The organism is Shewanella sp. SW24, assembly GCF_025653395.1.
Lineage (GTDB): Bacteria > Pseudomonadota > Gammaproteobacteria > Enterobacterales > Shewanellaceae > Shewanella > Shewanella oncorhynchi.
Map to the genome: position 1 here is coordinate 124,203 of NZ_JAKKSH010000007.1, position 21,208 is coordinate 145,410.

The following is a 21,208-nucleotide window of genomic DNA, read 5'->3' on the forward strand; positions in this document are numbered from 1 at the left end:
CAAATACTTTGATAGCTTGTCGATTTAAGCTCCCATACTGTGAGTACCGCATTATTTTTAACTTATTTTTAGCTTGGTGCTTCAGGGTGATACCCTACCGTTACTACAAAGTATTTCGTTTTAATTACGTTAAATATACCGTCTCAAAGCAGATGTAATTACCATAATATCAATTAGTATAAAATGAATTACTTCATTAGCTTAGTAGTAATTTTTCGGGCGAATTCTACTACAAATTACAAAAATATTACGCTGGATCATTGTTCTAAATAAAATATATTTTTTAAGGTTCCAAACCTTTTGTAGCGCCCACTGCGTCAAAACTACAACACTCAATCATTATGGCAGGAAATTACAGTGACAGCAGGGATCCTCCCACTCAATGGCTCAATGTCTGACTTTGAACTGGTCACCTTAGCGAGCCAAGGAGACAGAACTGCCTTCAAGTTGCTTTATCAAAGCCATTACCAACGTATTTACGCCCTATCACTGCGCCTTTGCGGCCATAGCGCTATGGCCGAAGAAATTACCCAAGAGTGTTTTATTTTAGTGTGGCAGAAGTTGCCACAATTTCGAGGTGAGAGTCAGTTTTCCACTTGGTTACACAGTATTTGTGTCAATCAAGCATTGAGCAGCATTCGTAAACAAAAGTCCTTTTGGTCACGATTTATTCCGCTGGAACAAGAAACTGAACCCTTAAGCTCTGATAGCAGCTATAGCGGATTAGATAAGTTAATTTTCAAACTGCCAGAACGCGCTCGCATGGTTTTCGTACTCTGTGCAATCGAAGGTTATCAACATGATGAAATCGCTGACTTACTCGGCATTGCCGTCGGCACCAGCAAGACCCAATACCATAGAGCTAAGCAACTACTACAGGAGATGCTGTAATGACGTTAACGCCGCTTTCCCGTGAACAACAGCTTGAGCAATTGCTCAATAGCGCGCCCAAAGAGATGTCGCCTACACATGATCTGTGGCAAGGCATTGAAAAACGCATGGATAAAACGCTGATAGCCCAAACGTACAAACCCCAGAAGAGTCACGCTTGGGCGATAGCGGCTTCGTTTATTATTCTAGCGGCATTGGGATATACCCAATTGCCCTATTTCAACTCATTCATAATGCAGCAGACAGAGCTTGCCCAGAACCAAGCTATGCCAGAGCAACCAGGAGATGCGGCCTTACATTTATTACTCACCCAAATTGCAACATCGCACCAAACGCAAGTGGACAACCTAGAACAGGCGCCAAATGCGCTAATGTGGCAAACGAGCAGTTTCAGCGCACCCGTTGAGCAAGGTTTAACTGAGCTAAGGCTCGCGGCAACACAGATTTACCAAGCTTTACAAGCAAATCCAACCGATAAACAACTTTGGCAACTCTGGCTTTGGGTGCAGCAGCGTGAGCTCGACCTATTACAACAGGGCCAAAAATTACCCATTAGAAACTCGACACAAGGAAACACCCTATGAGCAACCGCAATCTCACTAAAGCTAGCCTATTGGTTTCGACACTCTGTTTAGGCTTAATGGGCAATGTGTTAGCAGCACAAAGCGTTGATAAACAGTTAAGTGTCAGCAGCGACACTCAACTGCAGATCAAAGTCCAACGCGGTGATGTGACCATTCAAACATGGGACAAGAGTGAAGTGAGTGTCACTGGTACATTAGATGAATTGAGCGAAGGCTTTGTGTTTGAGCAACAGGGAAATAGTCTCAATATCGAAGACAAGATGCCTCGCCACTATAATGGCAATAATGACAAAGGATCACAGCTCACCATTAAAGTCCCAAAAACGGTTAAACTCAGTGCAGATACCATATCTGCCAATCTGCAAGTTGCCGAAACTCAAGGTGAACTAGATTTGAATACGGTAAGCGGCAATATCAACGCCAACAACTTAAGTGGTAAACCTGAGTTACATACAGTCTCTGGTGATATCACGACCAAAGCACTTGATGGAAAAATCAAATTAGAAACCGTATCCGGCACGATTCAGGACACTGACAGTAAAGGAGAAATGAATTATCGCCTCGTTAGCGGTGACTTAAAAAGCCACACTCAGGCAGAAAAAGTCACGATTGAACAAGTCTCAGGTGAAGTGAATGCTAACTTTAGCGTCACCAAGGAAATCGAGCTCAGAACCGTCAGCGGAGATTCACAAGTGTCACTCGCTAAAAACTTCAACAAAGCGAATTTAGAAAGTGTGAGTGGCGATATTACTGTGATCTTTAATGATGTTCCCGATGCAAGCTTCAACTTAGATGGTGGTCCTGGTGGAAAAATCAACAACGGTTTAACCCAAGATGTACCGCAAAAACAAAAATATGTACCAAGCACAGAGTTATCATTCCAAACAGGCTCTGGTGCAGCCAACGTGAAGATGAATACCATCAGCGGTCATCTGATTTTAAAGAAACAGTAATAAAAGCTATTTAGCACAAATAAAAATGCCGCCAAAGTAAAACTCGGGCGGCATTTTTTATATCAAACTCATCAGACTGAAGCTATCTCTTCAGCCGTCAAATATCGCCATTCACCCAGTGCTAAGGTGGGGTCTAATTCAATTTGCCCTACACTTTCACGATGCAACCCTTGCACATGATTGCCCACAGCGGCAAACATACGCTTCACTTGATGATACTTACCTTCGGTGATGGTTAATCGCACTAATTGTGGATCAATAATCTCCAGTGACGCCGGCTTAGTTAGACCATCTTCACCGCGCAATTCAACGCCAGCGGCAAATACCGCAATCAAACTAGCATCCACTGGCTCAGCGAGTTGCACTAAATAGCGTTTGCCACATTCTTTCTTCGGTGAGGTGATCTTATGCGACCATTGGCCATCACTGGTAATCAACACGAGTCCTGTAGTGTCAGCATCTAAACGACCAGCAATGTGCAAAGTTTCTGGCTTAGGCACATCCACTAAGCTCAATACCGAAGGGTAGGTTTCATCTATCGTCGAGCAAATAGTGTCTACCGGTTTGTTAAGCATTAAATAACGCTCGCCCACTAAGACAATCGGCTCGCCTTCAAGGCAAACACACATACCTTCAGTCACTTTAAAACCCGAGTCTTTAACGACTAAACCATCACAAGTAATATCACCGCGATGCAGGGCTTTTTTCGCTAATGAGCGAGTCAGTGAGGTACTCTCACAGATAAATTTGTCTAAACGCACGTTAATACTCAACTTCAATAAAGAAAACTGCCGTATTATGAAGCCGACCAGTTCAAAGGGCAAAGAATTGCTGCTCAACGCGACCTGTGTTTCTATATTAGCCCTTACGCATTGACAGTAATCACCATAGGGAAAGATGCTATGACTGAATTCCAAAAGATGATCACAGGCCAAGAATATGATTGTCTTGACAGCGAACTCTTAAGTTTAAGAACACAACAGCAGCGACTGAATCGACAATTAAATCAAACGATTGCTCAAAATAGCACTGAGTACACCCAACTCTGCCAACAACTTCTGCCCCTTAAATCGCCAGTCGCAACTATCTCCACGCCGATTTTTATCAGTTATGGCATCAATCTTACTCTTGCTGACAGAGTGTTCATCAATGTCAATGTCACCTTGCAGGATAATGCCCCCATTTTTATTGATGAACAGACTATGGTCGGCCCCAATGTACAGTTTTATACCTCAAGTCACCCACTTGATGCCGAGCTACGTTGCTCAGGTTTGGAAACCGCTAAAGCGATTCACATCGGTAAACGGGTATGGATTGGCGGCGGCGCAATCATAATGCCAGGAATCAATATTGGTGATGATGCCGTCATCGGTGCTGGCGCCGTAGTGACTAAAAATGTCGCAGCCAAAACAGTGATTGCAGGTAACCCTGCAAAACTAATTAGGCAACTGAATTAACCCTATTTTAAAATGATAAATCGAAGTGCTCACTTACCTGAAAAGGCCTGCATACGGTAACTTTGCAGCTACTGACTTAAATATGCTCACTGGTAACCTTTAGTTACATATCACTCAAGATAAATCCACGATAAACAGTGTAATGACCTTGTTTCGATTCCTAGTAAGGCATTAACATAGTTCATTGCGCCTGAAGCAATCCCATTTTGCCAAAATAACAGCCCCAATAATGGGCACAATAATAAACTCGAAGGAAACAACATGAGAAAAGTACTCATTGGGGGACTGTGTGCCTCACTTATCGCAGGCCTGACTGCCTGTAATGACAAGGCTGCCGAAGTTAAAGCACCTGAAACTGCTAAAACAGCCACCGCAGCGGCAGTGACTCAAGCACTAGGTTCTGGAATTGAATTTGCTAATTTTGATAAAGCGATTCGTCCACAAGACGATTTCTATAAATACGTTAACGGCACTTGGCTAAAAAACACTGAGATCCCAGCTGATCGCACTAGCATTGGCGCTTTCTACGATTTACGTGAAAAATCACGTGACGACGTAAAAGCCATTATCGAAGAAGTGGCTGCAACACCCAACCTCGCCGTTGGTACAGATGAGCAAAAAGTGGCCGATTTATATCGTTCATTTATGGATACTGAGACACTCAATAAACTGGGAGTCACACCAATCCAAGGCGAATTTGATGCTATTAATGCCTTAAAAGATAAGAATGAATTAGTGAAGTACTTCGCCCACAGCCAAATCGCTGGCGCGGGTACCCCAATAGCATTTTATATCGATATCGATGCGAAAAACTCTAGCCGTTACGCAACGCATCTCTATCAATATGGCCTAAGCCTGCCAGAGAAAGACTACTACTTTAACGAATCAGAACGCTTCGTTAATATCCGTAAGGCATATGTCGCCCATATCGAAAAAATGTTTACCCTTGCGGGTCTTGCTAACCCTAAAGCCAGTGCTGAAGCTATTTTAGCCTTAGAAACGGCCATTGCTGCCAAGCACTGGGATGTGGTTGAAAACCGCGACAGCACTAAGACCTACAATCTATATCAAGTCAAAGATCTACCAACACTGGCACCGGATATCGATTGGGCTGGCTACTTAGCCACTCTTGGCGCTGACAAGCAAACCGATATCATAGTTAACCAACCTAGCTATATCCAAGGGTTAAACGAAGTTTTAAAAACAACTGAGTTAGCCACTTGGAAAACCTATATGCAATGGCAAGTGCTGACGCACGCGGCGAGCAATCTGAGTGAAGCGTTAGACAATGAAAACTTCGCTTTCTTCTCTAAAACCTTGAATGGCCAAGAAGAACAAGAACCTCGTTGGAAGCGTGGCGTTGCAGCCGTCAATGGCGTTCTTGGTGAAGTTGTGGGTAAAGTGTATGTCAAACGTCACTTCACTCCAGAAGCCAAAGACCGTATGCAAGCACTGGTTGAAAACCTGCGTGGTGCTTACGGCGACAGCATCAAAGAATTAACTTGGATGAGCGACAGCACTAAAGTGGCTGCGGCGGATAAATTAGCAAAATTCAACCCGAAAATCGGTTACCCGAACAAATGGGAAGATTACAGTAAGCTGACCATCAAGGCAGACGACTTAGTCGGTAACGCTATGCGTGCCAGCGAAGTTGAACATGCTAAATCACTAGCCAAACTGGGCGCGCCAATCGATAAAGACGAATGGCACATGACGCCACAAACGGTTAACGCTTACTACAACCCAACCATGAATGAAATCGTGTTCCCTGCAGCCATTCTGCAACCACCATTCTTCAATTTGGCAGCTGACGATGCAGTCAACTACGGTGGTATTGGTGCGGTAATCGGCCACGAAATGGGCCACGGTTTTGACGATCAAGGCGCTAAATTCGATGGCGAAGGCAACATGCGTGATTGGTGGACAGAGCAAGACTTGAAAGAGTTCTCTGCTCGCGGCAAAGCGCTAATCGCACAGTACGATGGTTATGCAGTGTTTGATGATCTGCATGTCAACGGCAGCTTAACCTTAGGCGAGAACATTGGTGACTTGTCAGGTGTGACTATCGCTTATCGTGCTTATAAGAAATCGCTTAACGGTAAAGATGCACCCGTTATCGATGGCTTAACGGGCGATCAACGTTTCTTCATCGGCTTCACGCAAATTTGGCGCGCAAAAGCTAAAGAAGAAGCCATGCGTAACCGCGTAGCGACCGATCCACACTCACCTGCGGAATTCCGCGCACTGGGTGCACTATCTAACATGCCTGAGTTCTACACTACGTATGATGTAAAACCTGGCGATGCCATGTATATCGCACCAGAGAAACGCGTAAAAATTTGGTAAGCCAAATTTAAATCACTGTTCAGCGGCATAAGCTGGCCAACAATGGCGCTCACTGTTACAGGTGGCGCCATTTTTATTTCCTTAAACCACTGAGCCCCATGCGCAAGATGAACAAGTCTTCATGGTTGGTTCAGCTTTAATTAAGCAATAGAAGCCTATGGTGGATGCGTGACCTGAATAACTCACCCATAAGGAAGTAGGCCGCATGACTAAGTTATTTCGTACCTTTTTTATTTTTCTACTCTTATTATCGAGCCGCGCTGGTGTAGCAAATCCTCTCGACATCAGTGACAGTAAAGCTGAACGTGGTAATTACAGTGCAAGACAGGCACCAAGCCATGACCTACAAGGTCTATATGCACTCAGCAGTCAGACCTTCGATGCGCCTCATCAATCCTCGAATGACTTATCCGTGCTCCATCACCAAGCCTATGATGCACAAGCTGAGCTCGCCCAATTACTCACCAAAATTGCCCATTATTCACAGGCACAAGTGATTGTTCCACCAGTAAAGAGTTACCAAAGAGCTGCCGATAAAGTGGCGACAAAATTTAACGGTGATGCCAGCCAAATTACCGACCTTGCAAGGGCAAGTATTGTGACCGACAGCATTCAAGATCTGATGCATGCCTACCAAACTTTGAATGAGCACACCCAAGTTGTGAAACAAAAAAACCGCTTTGCTGAACCTAAAGCCTCTGGCTATCGCGATCTCAATCTACTGGTACGCTTACCCCAATCAGGCATGATTGCTGAAGTGCAGTTACACCTACAGGATATCGCTGATATCAAAAATGGTCCTGAACACAAGGTATATGAAAAAGTACAAAGGATTGAGGCCAATGCTCGTAAACAACAACGTTCACTAAGTGAGTTTGAACTCGCGCAGATTGCCCAATTACGTCAAGAATCACATAAGTTGTACCACAAGGCATGGCTTAACTATAAACGGGTTGATGAAGCCAGTTTATTAAGAGCCTCAGTCGCTTAACTAAAAAGCTTCCACTCTTGCGCTGGTTATCTGTAAAGGTGCCAGCGCCTTTTTTTATATTTTACAGTGCCTGAAAAAACATATTAAAAATAAGCTGAAAAATGCACTCTCTCGCATCGAACGTCTTTTTAAGTATATAATCCCGCGCCATAGCCCTATCAGCAGGAAATGCCATGCACGACATTATTGAGCAACTCCAAGAACGCAGCGAAACTGTTCCTGTACCACTCGAATTACCCACATTTGAGCAGCTCGTCGAAGTCGAAGAGCAAATCCTGATTTCATTGCCAAGGGAGCTAAAAGAATACCTGTTGTATGCCAGTGATGTAATTTACGGCACGATAGAGCCAGTAACAGCATCGGATCCCTACTCGCACACCTACCTGCCCGAAGTGACTTGCTATGCGTGGTCCATCGGTATGCCAAGGGACATGATTGCCATATGTCAGCAGGGTGATGCTTTTTACTGTATCGACCAAGATGGTCAAGTACATTTCTGGAAAAACGGCGACTTTACCGATATCTATTGGGAGTCGTTTTGGGAATGGGTTGAAGAAATCTGGTTAAAGATCAAATACTAATTTTACTTTTATTGCATTGAGAACACGATTATGTCTAAGAACATTGGCTTGAATGCCATCGAAATGAGCTACTTACGCCAGTCACTCAGCTTAAGCGCGGCTCAAGTTGGTGCTCTGACTAACCATAGCGAAGCCGATGTATTCGCCTGGGAAAGCGGTGAACAACTGGCACCTGAGCTGGCACAAAAGAAACTGCTTGATATTGATGACATCATTGAGATGCAAGTGCTCAACACCTGCGATGGTATCGAAGAACTATTTAAGAAAGAACCTAAACGTCACTTAGCCTTCGTGGTCTACCCCACTCAAGCGGTTTACACACAATACAACCCCGAATTCTTAAGTTCACTGCCTTTTACTGAGCTGTACAACACGGCAGCTTGGCGCATTAAGAAAGAGTGCAAACTGGTCCTAGAAGTCGACGTCAGCCTAGTGGCTCTCGACGTGGATGCCTACAAAGCCTTCCGTGGACCGACCAAAATGAGTGAAAGCCGCGAAAGTCGCGCAAAGTGGGCAGCGACTCAGTTATAAACTCAACCGCCACAAGTTTTAACCCTATAAAAATAAAGGCCAATATCATTATTGGCCTTTTTTATTAGAGATCACACCACCCATCATAAATGACGCGCCATTCCGAATGAAATGACGCTAAGCGGTAGTTAGAAGTTCATCGTGAATTTAGTGTAAATGTAGCGGCCCATAGGATTATGTACTGAAATAACATAGCCGTAGAGATCCGTATCACCGTCACCGATAGCAAATGGTGGCTCTTCATCAAATACGTTGTTCACGCCTAGTGTCAGCTTGAACATTTCATTGAAGCGATAAGTACCAGACATGTCGACCAATAATTGAGAGTCGATCATACGAGACTTATTACTTTCAAAATCAAGTACACCATCGAAATTGATATCTGGAGTATCTTCAAATTCACCGATGTAACTCAAATTAATATTGGCGGCAAAATTATCCATAGTCCAGTTAGTGGTGAGCAACCAGCGATGTTGAGGAAACTTATACTCACCCGTGTAATCCAGACCATCTTTCTCAAAATTATGTAAGTAGCTGTACTCTAAGCCAAACTTCAAATCCCCATAGCTATCTAACTCAAAACCATAATGACTAGAGACATCCATCCCTTGTACATCTTGAGAGCTTAAGTTGATAAAGCTTGAATGGATAATACTGATCGGACCTAAAGTTTGACCTAGCTGTGGCGCTAAGCGCTCGCACACAGTGCTATTTTGATCGTTACAATTTGCAGTATAGATATCGCCTAATGGCTGTTTATCAATTTTGTTGTCTTGCGTGATGCTAAAGATATCAAAACCCACATCAAACGTCTGACTCGGCGCCCAGATCATACCGACGTTCCAAGTTTCGGATTCTTCAGCATCCAGCTCAGAGTTACCTTCAAATTCAGTGTTGTAATCTAAGGCTTCACAATCAACATTATCGGCAGCGCAACGGTAAGTATCGACAAAGAAACTACTTTCGCGAGATGGACCAAGACCTATCTGCGCTAACGAGGGTGCACGGAAGCCCGTAGACCAAGACGCGCGCGCCGTTAACTCGTCGGTCACTCCCCATTGAAAGGCAACTTTAGGGTTAGTCGTTGAACCAAAATCGCTGTAATGATCATATCGACCAGCGAGTTGCAACTCGAAGTTATCCGTGACTGGAATAGATAATTCCATATAAGCGGCATATTGCTCACGGGATGCCGCCGCAGAGACAGCTTCAGTACCAAAAATCAATCCACGTTGGAATTGCTCATCGGGCACATCACTGACATCTTCTTCGCGATATTCAGCTCCCGCCGCCATCATGATGTCGCGACCGGCCAAGGTAAATGCTTGACCAGATATGTTAGCCGCATAAGATGTCATGTTTGACAAACCTTGGCGTACTAAACTGGTGGTAATAGCGTCAATGACCTCTTGTGAGTTCATCGTGCCGCCGAAAGGATTGTAACGACCCGCATCAATTTCACGTTGTAAATAATCGGTTCTTACCCAGCCTTGGCTGCGATCACCCGTTTGAGTCGACTCACTGCGACCTTTTTGAACAGAAGCTTCCCAATCCCACTCTTTTACTACACCGCGTAAACCAGCAACTAAACGTAAACTATCGGATTCAATATCCCAACGTCGCGCCCCTGCATCAACCGTACGGAAGCGACCAATTTCAATATCTTTCCCCCAAGGATTATTCGGGTGAGATCCAGGTACAGTTAAACCAGCATCCTCGTCAAGTGGTGTCGGTGCTCCACCTGCGATTGAGGTATTGTGCTGCGCCGCTAACTCTAAAAATGCTGTTAAATCATCATTAAAATGATAGTCAAATTGGCCAATAGCCCCTACGCGCTCCGCAGCCGGCGCAACAAAATTGTATGAGCCGTACTCAAATAAACAACTTCCACTCGCGGTTGCACTATCAGCAGGACAAGCAGGGTCGATAGTTTTAACACCATCAACATAGAAATACCCAGGAAAACCACGGGAAGAACGAAAATCTTCACCACCATAAGGTGATTGATTTGAAACACCAAAACGTCCTAAATCAGTCGCAGCTAAAGTATCATTTTTGAAATAGTCGAGGATAACGGAAGCACTGCCCTTATCGGACTTCATCCCCCACACCATATTCGCTGTAGTTTCATCGTAGCCAGTGCCTGAAGCATCACCGTAGCCAAGATTGACCTCAATGCCTTCAATGTCTTTTTTCAGAACTATGTTAACCACACCCGCGATCGCATCAGAACCATAAATAGCCGATGCACCGTCCTTCAGTATGTCGATACGTTCAATAGCTGATACCGGAATATTATTGATATCAACAAAGGAATTAGTGATACCTTCGGCAAAAGCACTCGCCGCAACACGACGACCGTTAATTAACACTAAGGTCGCGTCTGGGCCTAAACCACGTAGGCTGATAGATGCGCCGCCGTTGGCGGTTGAATCTTGACTGTTTCCTCGGGTAGAAAACGCGCCAGCACCATTGGCAGGCATGCGTTCAAGTAATTGCTGCAGGTTATCAAATCCCATATTGGCAATATCGTCTTTACTGATCGATTGAATAGGGGAAGGGCCTTCAATATCGGTACGTTTAATACGGGAACCCGTTACTTCAATACGTTCAACTTTTTCTGCACCTTTATCGGCAGCATGGGCCACTGTTGGCGCACATGCCATAGCAATTGCGATTGCACAAGCACTGGGTAGAATCTGAGGTCTGTTCATACATTTCCCTTGTTTTATTTATCTCATTAAAATTATTTTAACAATAAGAAAACCCTAAATTAACAATACACAAGGTAATGAGTTACAAACCAAAGTCAATGGCAGAGAAATAAAAGTTAAACTTTTGTTACATTTGAGGCAGTGTATTTTCCTCATACGAGAATCAAAGAACGTCTAGGCACTAAAAATTCAACCTACAAGACAAGTCGCAGTATTTGAATATCAGAATTAAAGGAAGAAATATGGAAGACAAGATTATTTATCAAGCAGAGTTTGAAAACCATTTAGGTCTGTATTGGTTGCTTTCAGGGGCCGCCTATTTCAGCCTAAGTATAATAGGTATTCCCTTGTTATTACTTTGGTTTCCAATAGGGCTGTGGGGGACTCGCCGCTATATTAACAACATGAGTGCGCAACTCACCAGCAATAAACTTATTGTCAGGAGGGGCATATTAACTCGTACTGAAAACACTGTGCCTTTGGACAAAATTACCGATATGGCATTGATCCAAGGCCCAATTATGCGCCTATTTGGTCTGCATAAACTCACGGTAGAAACCGCAGGGCAATCGGGCGCAGGCGCATTGATAAGCTTAGTCGGCATAGTCGATGCGCCTCGATTTAGAGCCCGCGTATTAGAACAAAAAGAACGGCTTACCCAGCCCTTGCACCCAATAAGCCCATCGGCACAGCCAGATAATACGCTGTTACAAATCGTAGTCGAAATGGCTGCAAGCTTAAAACGCATTGAAACTTTACTCAGTCAAAAATTAAACAGATAAATTGAATAAAACGACTTTTAGTTCAATCACTTTACCTTTAATGTTGAGCCACTCACTTAGCGTTAGCGCGGCTTTAACATGAGCGCAGCCTTAACATGAGGGAGTGTTCGATTCCCCAGATTAATTTTCAACAGGCATTTTTAATAACGACATGACAGAATCTTCAGTAACTTCTCCTTCATCCTCTTGGATGACACACCTAACTCTCGGCATTAAAGCCATGGGCCCAGGTGTTCTTATGGCCGCCGCGGCGATTGGCGCATCCCATTTAGTCGCCTCGACTCGGGCGGGCGCCGAATTTGGTTGGCAACTGGCTTGGGTTATTCTTGGGGTGAATTTACTTAAGTATCCCTTCTTTGCAGCTGGCGCACGCTACACAGCTGCCACAGGGGAGAGCCTACTGCACGGCTACCAAAAACAAGGCCGAGGTTACTTACTGCTGTTTACTGGGCTCAATGTGATAGCCGCCATTGCCAGTACAGCAGGGGTGTGCATGTTAACCGCCGCTATGTTGACCCAATTTATTCCGCTCCCCATCGATTGGTTAGCCCTACTGGTATTGCTGAGTTCATTGGCTTTACTGATTTTAGGCCATTATCAACTCCTTGATAGACTCACTAAGATCATCATGTTCGCCCTAACCTTAACCACATTAATTGCCGTGGCCTTAGCTTGGGATCATGCTCAACCATTAGCGAGCAATTTTGCCTCTCCTTCACCTTGGCAATGGGCCCATGTGGGATTTTTGGTCGCCATGATGGGTTGGATGCCAGCACCGATTGAAGTCAGCGCTTGGAACTCTCTCTGGTTGCTCGAAAAACAAAAAAGCCAGACGGTCACGAAAGCGCAGGCACTGCTCGACTTTAACTTAGGCTACATCATCACTGCGATCCTCGCGATCGTGTTTTTGTCCTTGGGCGCTTTAGTGATGCACGGCAGTGGCGAACACTTTTCAGATTCCGGCGCGCAGTTTGCTAATCAATTGATTAATCTTTACAGCCAAGTGATGGACGGCGAGAGTCGTTATCTTATTGGTATTGTGGCATTTCTGTGTATTTTCAGCACAACAGTAACAGTGATTGATGGCTATAGCCGTACCTTAGATATGGGCTGGCAGTTACTCACCTCAAAGACCAGTTCAGACAAACGCCTCACAGGGATCATGCTCGCCATCAGTGCCTTTGCCTTATTACTGATCCTCTTCTTTAAAGGTGCACTCTTACCGTTACTCGAGTTTGTGATGATCTTGGCCTTTATGACCACAGTCATTTTTGCTTGGTTAAACTACCGCTTAATGACCAGCAAACAGCTCCCCGAGACAGACAGATATGGCGCTAAGATGAAACTCCTCTCTTGGTTTGGCCTGATTTATCTACTGATTTTCGCGGCACTGTTTATCTATTGGTACAACATCATTAAAGGTTAATTGCCCAGAATGTTTATGTCGGAGCAATAAATGGCCTTAACTAACTGCCATTAAATTCCCGCTGAATTCTGCAATTAAGGTGGTTTGGGTATATAATGCGGGCTCTTAAACCAGATAGCGCAGCCGCGCCAAGAGATGACCATGATTAATAATGATATTTTGCGCCGTTTGCGCTTCGTGTTTGATTTTAGCAATGCAAAAATGATTAAAATTTTTGCTAAAGCTGGAAGAGAAGTGCCTGTCGAAGAGATGATTGATCTTCTACGTAAAGAAGAGGAAGAAGGTTATAAAGCTTGTAACGACACGACCTTATGTCAGTTTTTAGATGGTCTTATCATAGAGAAGCGCGGTCTACGTGAAGGTGCAGAAATTCCAGCGCCCGTTTCACGTTTAAACAACAACCTCATCTTTAAAAAGCTGAGAGTTGCCCTCGAAATGCGTGAAGAAGACATAGTAGCAGCTTTGGCTTTAGCCGAAGTGCAAATGTCAAAATCAGAGCTAAGCGCCCTGTTCCGCAATTCAGACCACAAGAATTTTAAAGAGTGTGGCGATCAAATACTGCGTAACTTTATCCGCGGCTTATCACTTAAGTATCGCGGCGTATAACGCTAAACTTATGACATAAAACGCAGCTTAGGCTGCGTTTTTTATATCCGTTTTTATCTACACCTGAGCTTGTTTGGATATAAACAAGACCTTAACAATTCCATCTCAACAACCTCAGAAATCCTGTTTAAAACAGCTGACTTTTTTACTGCTGCAAAAAAAACCACAAATACCTCGCTCCACGGACAACAAAGATCACATTTCATGATAACCTTACGTGACTTACAGCACGTATTGACCACTTAAACAATAACTCAAAAGGTTACCCATGGACGATAATAAACGCCCCCTCTATCTTCCGTTTGCAGGACCTGCCATTCTTGAAGCCCCACTGATTAACAAGGGCAGTGCATTTTCTGAAGAAGAGCGTATTTTCTTTAACCTCGAAGGCTTAGTCCCCTATGCCATTGAAACGATTGAGGAGCAGGCTTCTCGCGCCTACGATCAATTTAGAAGTTTCAATAACGACTTAGACAAGCACATTTACCTACGTAATATCCAAGACACAAACGAGACCTTATTTTATCGTTTAGTGCAAAATAACATCAGCGAGATGATGCCCATCATCTATACGCCGACAGTAGGTTTAGCTTGTGAACGTTTCTCGAAAAACTATCGCCGCAACCGTGGTTTGTTTATCTCCTATCCGAACAAAGATAGGATCGATGACATCCTCAATAACTCGACTCGTCAAAAAGTTAAAATTATCGTAGTCACTGATGGTGAACGTATTTTAGGACTTGGCGATCAAGGTATTGGCGGCATGGGGATCCCTATCGGTAAGCTGTCACTCTACACTAGCTGTGGCGGTATCAGTCCGGCTTATACCCTGCCTATTACCTTAGATGTAGGCACAGATAATCCGCAGTTGTTAGAAGATCCTATGTATATGGGTTGGCGCCATCCACGCATCGGTGGTGAAGAATACGCCGAGTTTATCGAAGCCTTTATGCAAGCTGTACATGTGCGTTGGCCGGATACTTTGATCCAGTTCGAAGACTTTGCCCAAAAGAATGCCATGCCGATCCTAGAGCGTTATAAGGATCGCTATTGCTGCTTTAACGATGATATTCAAGGCACTGCTGCGGTTGCTGTTGGTTGCTTGCTCGCCGCGTGTAAGGCTGCAGGCACTGAATTGAATCAACAACGTATCGCCTTCCTCGGTGCTGGTAGTGCCGGTTGCGGTATTGCCGAAGCTATCGTGGCACAAATGGTGTCTGAAGGGATCAGCGACGAGCAAGCTCGCACTCAAGTGTGTATGGTTGACCGTTGGGGCTTATTGCTGGACAACATGCCTAACCTGTTGCCATTCCAGCAAAAATTGGCGCAGAAATGCACCAACATCCAAAATTGGAGCAATTTCAGCGACAATATTTCACTGCTCGATGTGGTTAACAACGCCAAACCGACAGTGCTGATTGGGGTATCTGGCGTTCCGGGTCTCTTCACCGAAGAAATCATCCGTGCTATGCACAGCCATTGTGCTCGGCCGATTATTTTCCCTATGTCGAACCCCACCAGTCGCGTTGAAGCGACACCGAAGGACATTTTGCATTGGACCTCAGGTCAAGCACTCGTCGCTACGGGCAGCCCATTCGAGCCTGTGGTTGTCGATGGTGAAACCTATGAAATTGCCCAGTGCAACAACAGCTTTATCTTCCCAGGTATTGGCTTAGGCGTATTAGCTTCAGGCGCACGCCACGTATCCGATGCCATGTTGATGGCTTCAAGTCGAGCACTTGCCGAATGTTCACCACTGGCAATCGATGGTACAGGTCCACTACTGCCTAAACTGGAAGATATCCATGCGGTGAGTAAGCATATTGCTTTCGCCGTAGGTAAAGTCGCAGTTGAACAAGGGTTAACGCTGCCCATGAGTGATGAGATCTTACAGCAGTCGATTGAAGGCAATTTCTGGAATCCAGAATATCGCCGCTACAAACGCACTTCGTTCTAAGCATAGCGTTGCCGCGACTCAAGTTGCAGTAAAGCAGCTTAGTTGAGCGTTTGTGCTAGCCAGCAAAAAGCCCGTTACTTTGCAGTAACGGGCTTTTTCATTTCAGGCACAGTTTTTCATTTCAATAGAACACTAAGGTGCCATCACCTGTTTAAAGCTATTGAGCAAAGCGCGATCGGTACGCGCTTTCTTCAACTTACGTAGGCTTTCTTTGAGCGATTCATCGGCTAAGCGCGTAAAAATGCCATTATATTCTTGCTCTTGGATTGCACTATCGGTATCGGCTTGCTCAGAAATTTCTTGGGCGACACGACTCAATTGCAACCAAGCATTAGCAATATAGAAACCGTGGAATGCGGCTTGTTCCATTAGATTACGCGCACTGGCAGGTAAAGATGCCCAAGCTTGACTAAATTTACCTTCCCTGTCTTCCAACAGTTCGGCACACAAACCTTGGTACGCTGCTAATAAGTCACCCGGTAATTTAGCCATTGGTAACACTTTATTCGCAACATTGTAAGAAATCTGCTCGGCAGTTTCGCGGTAAACAGCTGATAATTCGCTCATAAAAATCTCGATTCGCATCCCAAAAATAGACTTAAAACTGGCCACTCACATATAAACCATAAACGCCGTTACTCGCAATCGGCGTAACTGTAATCCCCTCATAGGGTTGAGTAAAATACCAACCCGCCAGCGCTCCAATCGCCGCGCCAGCTAACACATCCTCGAGGTAATGTTGGTCGCTCGCCACTCGGGTGTAGCCCACATAAGATGCAGCAACATAGGCAGGTAAACCATATTGCCAACCATAGCGCTGCTGAATAAACGTCGCCGCCATAAAGCTGTCTGAGGTATGACCCGATGGAAACGAATCATCGCCACTATCGTCTGGCCTGTCTTTACTCACACCATACTTAAGACCTTCAACAATTAACCGACTCGACACCGCTGCCTGAATTAACTGCCAACTACCATCATAACCCTCTTCATAAAACAAGGTCGCCCCCATCGCAGTAGCGGGTAATAATAAATGCAATACATCGCCAGAGGTTTCTAAATCTGAGCCTGCCCAACTAGTGCCACTCATCATGAATAATGCAGCACAGAGTAATTTCTTCAAGGGTGATTCCTTTGTGGGATAATAACCAAGGCGGAGTTTATACCTTGATCATTAACCGAATGCAAAATTGCTATACATCTATATTAAAAATGAGCAAACAAGTTATGCTAAGCTAATAATTAGCTATTGATTTTAATTCGAACAGGAATCTTTTTTGCTACATCAACTTAGGTATTTATCATTCTCCTTATTGCTGCTTCTACTGCCGCTCAGCAACGCTATGGCAGAAGAAAAGACTCAGGTTGATAAAATATTTGCAAGATTTGAAAGCGGCGTCCCTATGACCCGTGAAGAAATCGAAAGCAATCTAGTGTTATTAAGCAAACTAATTTCGACTGACGATGTCACCCGTCATGAAAAGCTGCAACTGCTTAAATGCTGGGATCAGAATACAGAAAACGACACCGCTATTGCACTGGCACTTAAAAATACTAACCAAGCACTGAGCAATATTCCGCCAACCGCCTCCCCCCATTTCATTACCGACCTCACGCTCTGCCGCTCTTGGTTTCTGCAATTAAGTGGTGATATGGATGGCGCGATGGAAGGCTATAATCTCAGTGTTAAACGTGCCTATGAGCATGAAGACCTTAAGCTAATCGCCGACTCGCGCAGCATTCGCGGCGCACTTTACTCTTATATTGGCGATTTTTCTGCGGCATTAGACGATCTCGTCACAGCGCAAGATCTCTATGAATCACTCAATTTAAGCGGTTGGGCTAACATTAACCTTGCCGATGTTGCGACCAGTTTTAGACGTTATGGCGATCCCCAAAGTGCAATCCGCTATTACACCAAACTCAAAGCTCTCTATCTAAAAAACAATAACCAAGAACAGGCAATGTATGTCAACTCGGACATTGGCCTTGCCTTAGATGAACTCGGTGAACATCAACAGGCCGTAGATAATTTCTTAGTAAGTTATCAATACTTCAAGGAACATCAGCAGGAAAAAGTGGCAGCAACTATGGCAACGAATATTGCCTACAGCTTAATCAAACTCAATCGTCTAAACGAAGCCGAAAAGTATTTAATCGAAGCCGATACTGTTATTAATGAAAAAGATCTGACCGATTACAGCTTCATGAAGCTATTTATGGCCGATATAAAGTTTCAACAAGCTCGCTATAAAGAGGCGCTTACCGAACTTGAGCAAGGGGAAAAAGCCTTTCGCACTCTGCAGAATAATCGGGGACTCACTCAACTGCTGCAGCTTAAAAGTAACATATATGTGGCGATGAATGATTTATCTGCCGCCTACGGAGCGCTGCAAGAATTTGTTACCCTAACAAAAAAAGTCGATGGCAATTCTCTCTCCCATCATACGACAGAATTAAAGGTCAAGTTTGATACCAGTCGGATTGAATCTGAAAATCAACGCTTGATTGAAAACCAAAACCTTAAAGAACAAGAGCTCGCGCTACTCGAAAAGAACAAATCACTGCAACACATTATCCTATTACTAGCGGGCTTTATCCTGACGATAGTTTCTATATTCGCTTATAAACAAGTACATAGAAATCGCCAACTGCAAGTTATTGCCCTCACTGATTATCTTACCAAACTCCCTAATCGTCGGCATATTTATGCCCAAGCCGCGAAATATTTTCAGCAAGCCTTAAAACATCAAAGCCCTTTTTCAGTGATTATTTTTGATGCGGATCACTTCAAAAAAATCAATGATAACTTCGGCCATGAATTAGGCGATCGCGCCCTTATGACCATTGCAAATGCAGGCCGAGCCTTATCGGGTAATAAAGACCTCGTTGGCCGCATCGGTGGTGAAGAGTTTTTAATCCTATTGCCTAACACTGATGCCACACGTGCGTTAGCGCTGGCGTATCAATTGCAGAACCATATTAGCCGCCTTAGCGCACAGAATTTACCAGCAGAACTCAAATTGACCGTTAGTGCTGGTGTCGCCACTTTAGAACCACAAAATAATACGGAAGATGCATATCAAGATAAAGATTTTGCCACCCTGCTAAAGCGGGCCGACAATGCTCTTTATGAGGCTAAAAATGCGGGCAGAAATTGTGTGAAATCAGCCAAGAATGAGGCTTTAAGAGAGAATTAAACGGCCTTATGCCAAAACACTTGATGTTGTAATGGCGGTGGCAAAGTGCCAAACCATGTCTGATACAGACGACTAAATTCACCCGAGTCTTTCATTTTCTCAAGCTCTGTTTGCCAACTGATAACGGTTTCCGCCGACGTCCCTTTAGAAAAAGCTAAATAGAGATTAATCTCCGATACCACAAACACTTGGCGGATATCTGTCTCACTCGCGCCAACCTCTTCGAGTATCTGCTTTACCGCAAGATCCGCTTGGCACCAAAAACGAATTCGAGAAAACAGCAACTGTTTCGCCGATTGCTGTGGAAAACTCGCCACCAGCAAATTATCCACGCCCGCTTGTTGTAGCAACTGCGCACCCGCCGATTCCCGATAAACCCCCACAATATCTGTCGATTGAAGTTCAGCAAGTTGATCGAGAGCGATAGGATCTGCCGCCCTTGCGTACAATGCAATTTTGCTGGTCGCAATAGGACCGATAAAATCAAACTGCTCAGCTCGTTCATCATTAATTGACGTAGCAAAAAGTAAAACGTTCGCAGAGGTATTAGCAATCGAATACGCCCGAGCCCAAGGTAACACATCGATTTTTTCACTCTGACCCAGTCTTGATTGCAAGGTATTGACTAAGTCCACCGCAAAACCTTGCGGCACACCATTTTGCTCGTAACTCATGGGAGGCCAAGCTTCGGTCACCAATTTCAACTTGTCAGGCGCCGCAAAAACAAGATTAGGCATCAGGCCTAATAAGCTCATCGCAAGAAAACACGCCCTAAGGGGAATCGCACTCAGCATACGAATACCAAACGATAAACAGTAGACCTAATCATAGACTCAATCCCAACAGCAAATAAACAAATACCCCAAAGAAAATATCGCCTCACGCCCCCTTCTGAGTAAACTCGTCCTCAATAAGTGAAAACTGCTATCATATTGCCACCTAGCCAAGAGCCTCGCTGCAATCAATTCATGTCAACTTTAGTCAATCAAACCCCAAGCCAATCCTATGCCAGCATGCTGTCGCGGCTCGCTCTGCAAATTAAAACGTGGGGAAAAGCACTCGGATTTGCGCAGGTTGGCATTTGCGATACGGATTTAACCGCTGAAGAAGCCAAACTCCAAGCATGGCTAGACAAAGGTTTTCATGGCGAAATGGCCTATATGGCTACCCATGGCATGATGCGCGCTCGCCCGCAAGAACTGCATCCGGGCACAGTGCGGGTGATCTCCGTACGGATGGACTATTTGCCACCCGAAGCTGGCTTTGCAACGAATCTCACCGATCCCAACTTAGGTTATATTTCCCGTTATGCCGGAGGTCGCGACTATCACAAGTTGATCCGCGCTCGACTTAAAAAGCTCGGAGATCAAATCAGTGCAGAGTTAGTTGCTCTCGGTTTCGATGCCGCTGACTTTCGCCCCTTTGTTGACTCAGCCCCTGTACTTGAGCGCCCCTTAGCCGAAAAAGCCGGTATAGGCTGGACAGGTAAACACTCACTCATACTCAACCATGAGGCTGGCAGTTGGTTCTTTTTAGGTGAGCTACTGATCAATTTGCCTCTACCTGTGGATATTCCCATTCAAGAAGGCTGTAACACTTGTGTCGCCTGCATTACCTCCTGTCCAACGGGTGCAATCGTAGAACCTTATGTGGTCGATGGCAGACGCTGTATTTCCTATCTCACCATTGAGTTGCAGGGCGCTATTCCCGAAGAATTTAGGCCACTCATGGGCAATCGCATCTATGGCTGCGATGATTGCCAACTCGCGTGTCCCATCAATCGCCAAGCGCCGCTGACTGAAGAAACTGACTTTCATATTCGTCCGCAGTTAAAGCAACCTGACCTTCTCAGCCTTTTTGCTTGGAGCGAGGCCGAGTTTCTTAAACAAACTGAAGGCAGCGCCATTCGTCGCATTGGACATAAACGTTGGCTACGTAATATTGCAGTAGCACTGGGTAACGCTCCCGCGAGCCCAAGCATTATTGCCGCACTTAACGCCCGCAATCACAGCGAAGATATCGATGAGATAGTGCGTGAGCATATTGAATGGGCGCTTAATGCCCAGCAATCGCGCCTTGCTGAAAGCGCAGCAACTGAACAACAAAAAGCCCGCCGCAAAACCGAGCGCATGGTGCGCATTATCGAAAAAGGCTTACCGCGAGATGCTTAAGTTAGTCGGCAAGCAATA

At 44.9% G+C, this 21,208-nt stretch carries 19 protein-coding genes; 14 read left to right on the forward strand and 5 right to left on the reverse strand.

The window, feature by feature from the left end; all coding sequences use genetic code 11:
- The first annotated feature begins 357 nt into the window (after positions 1–357).
- Genes L5M17_RS08025 through L5M17_RS08035 form a run of 3 tightly spaced genes read left to right on the forward strand, consistent with a single transcriptional unit; the run spans position 358 to position 2,428 of the window.
- Positions 358–891: an RNA polymerase sigma factor gene (locus L5M17_RS08025; protein WP_113939254.1), complete on the forward strand. Its 534-nt coding sequence runs from the start codon at positions 358–360 to the stop codon at positions 889–891.
- A complete protein-coding gene (locus L5M17_RS08030) occupies positions 891–1,475 on the forward strand; it encodes an anti-sigma factor (RefSeq protein WP_263146517.1) in 585 nt (194 codons plus the stop codon). Before L5M17_RS08025 ends, L5M17_RS08030 begins: the two co-directional genes overlap by 1 nt.
- Entirely contained in the window at positions 1,472–2,428 is a 957-nt protein-coding gene (locus tag L5M17_RS08035; protein ID WP_131523739.1) for a DUF4097 family beta strand repeat-containing protein, read from the forward strand. The genes L5M17_RS08030 and L5M17_RS08035 overlap by 4 nt, the downstream gene beginning before the upstream one ends.
- 71 nt (positions 2,429–2,499) lie before the next feature.
- On the opposite strand, the gene rsuA is transcribed toward L5M17_RS08035, so the two are convergent.
- The gene (rsuA, locus tag L5M17_RS08040; RefSeq protein ID WP_263146522.1) at positions 2,500–3,252 is read right to left on the reverse strand and encodes a 16S rRNA pseudouridine(516) synthase RsuA; all 753 of its coding nucleotides are present in this window, start codon (positions 3,250–3,252) and stop codon (positions 2,500–2,502) included.
- Positions 3,253–3,330: 78 nt separating this feature from the next.
- On the opposite strand from rsuA, the gene L5M17_RS08045 reads away from it, so the two are divergent.
- From L5M17_RS08045 to L5M17_RS08065, 5 genes are all read left to right on the forward strand, one after another.
- On the forward strand, positions 3,331–3,885 hold the full coding sequence (locus L5M17_RS08045; RefSeq protein WP_263146524.1) for a sugar O-acetyltransferase: 555 nt from the start codon (positions 3,331–3,333) through the stop codon (positions 3,883–3,885).
- Positions 3,886–4,146: 261 nt separating this feature from the next.
- On the forward strand, positions 4,147–6,231 hold the full coding sequence (locus L5M17_RS08050) for a M13 family metallopeptidase (protein WP_263146526.1): 2,085 nt from the start codon (positions 4,147–4,149) through the stop codon (positions 6,229–6,231).
- Between the two features lie 205 nt (positions 6,232–6,436).
- Positions 6,437–7,222, forward strand: a complete 786-nt coding sequence (locus L5M17_RS08055; protein WP_263146528.1) for a RelA/SpoT domain-containing protein — start codon at positions 6,437–6,439, stop codon at positions 7,220–7,222.
- Between the two features lie 173 nt (positions 7,223–7,395).
- Positions 7,396–7,803 (forward strand): SMI1/KNR4 family protein, encoded by a 408-nt coding sequence (locus tag L5M17_RS08060; protein WP_113939053.1) that lies wholly within the window; start codon positions 7,396–7,398, stop codon positions 7,801–7,803.
- Between the two features lie 30 nt (positions 7,804–7,833).
- Complete coding sequence (locus L5M17_RS08065; RefSeq protein ID WP_263146531.1) at positions 7,834–8,334, forward strand: DUF4447 family protein; 501 nt, start codon at positions 7,834–7,836, stop codon at positions 8,332–8,334.
- A 128-nt stretch (positions 8,335–8,462) separates the two neighbouring features.
- Here L5M17_RS08065 and L5M17_RS08070 read toward each other — a convergent pair whose 3' ends face one another.
- Positions 8,463–11,048, reverse strand: a complete 2,586-nt coding sequence (locus tag L5M17_RS08070) for a TonB-dependent receptor (RefSeq protein WP_131523744.1) — start codon at positions 11,046–11,048, stop codon at positions 8,463–8,465.
- Between the two features lie 242 nt (positions 11,049–11,290).
- Here L5M17_RS08070 and L5M17_RS08075 point away from each other — a divergent pair, with 242 nt between their 5' ends.
- From L5M17_RS08075 to L5M17_RS08090, 4 genes are all read left to right on the forward strand, one after another.
- A complete protein-coding gene (locus tag L5M17_RS08075) occupies positions 11,291–11,830 on the forward strand; it encodes a PH domain-containing protein (protein WP_263146535.1) in 540 nt (179 codons plus the stop codon).
- A gap of 151 nt (positions 11,831–11,981) precedes the next feature.
- Positions 11,982–13,256 (forward strand): Nramp family divalent metal transporter, encoded by a 1,275-nt coding sequence (locus L5M17_RS08080; protein WP_263146537.1) that lies wholly within the window; start codon positions 11,982–11,984, stop codon positions 13,254–13,256.
- Between the two features lie 141 nt (positions 13,257–13,397).
- On the forward strand, positions 13,398–13,862 hold the full coding sequence (locus tag L5M17_RS08085) for a DUF1456 family protein (protein ID WP_263146540.1): 465 nt from the start codon (positions 13,398–13,400) through the stop codon (positions 13,860–13,862).
- A gap of 268 nt (positions 13,863–14,130) precedes the next feature.
- On the forward strand, positions 14,131–15,819 hold the full coding sequence (locus L5M17_RS08090; RefSeq protein ID WP_198571882.1) for an NAD-dependent malic enzyme: 1,689 nt from the start codon (positions 14,131–14,133) through the stop codon (positions 15,817–15,819).
- 132 nt (positions 15,820–15,951) lie between these two features.
- On the opposite strand, the gene L5M17_RS08095 is transcribed toward L5M17_RS08090, so the two are convergent.
- Positions 15,952–16,386, reverse strand: coding sequence for a DUF3069 domain-containing protein (locus L5M17_RS08095; RefSeq protein ID WP_105250165.1), 435 nt, complete (start codon positions 16,384–16,386; stop codon positions 15,952–15,954).
- A 31-nt stretch (positions 16,387–16,417) separates the two neighbouring features.
- Positions 16,418–16,942, reverse strand: a complete 525-nt coding sequence (locus L5M17_RS08100) for a phosphatase PAP2 family protein (RefSeq protein ID WP_263146543.1) — start codon at positions 16,940–16,942, stop codon at positions 16,418–16,420.
- Between the two features lie 220 nt (positions 16,943–17,162).
- Between L5M17_RS08100 and L5M17_RS08105 the strand changes: the two genes are divergently transcribed.
- A complete protein-coding gene (locus tag L5M17_RS08105) occupies positions 17,163–19,019 on the forward strand; it encodes a diguanylate cyclase (RefSeq protein WP_411568937.1) in 1,857 nt (618 codons plus the stop codon).
- On the opposite strand, the gene L5M17_RS08110 is transcribed toward L5M17_RS08105, so the two are convergent.
- Positions 19,016–19,813 carry a substrate-binding periplasmic protein gene (locus L5M17_RS08110; protein ID WP_173242870.1) on the reverse strand — a complete coding sequence of 266 codons (798 nt, stop codon included), beginning with the start codon at positions 19,811–19,813 and terminating at the stop codon, positions 19,016–19,018. The genes L5M17_RS08105 and L5M17_RS08110 overlap by 4 nt on opposite strands.
- A 174-nt stretch (positions 19,814–19,987) precedes the next feature.
- Between L5M17_RS08110 and queG the strand changes: the two genes are divergently transcribed.
- Entirely contained in the window at positions 19,988–21,190 is a 1,203-nt protein-coding gene (queG, locus tag L5M17_RS08115; RefSeq protein WP_173242868.1) for a tRNA epoxyqueuosine(34) reductase QueG, read from the forward strand.
- Positions 21,191–21,208 lie beyond the last annotated feature (18 nt).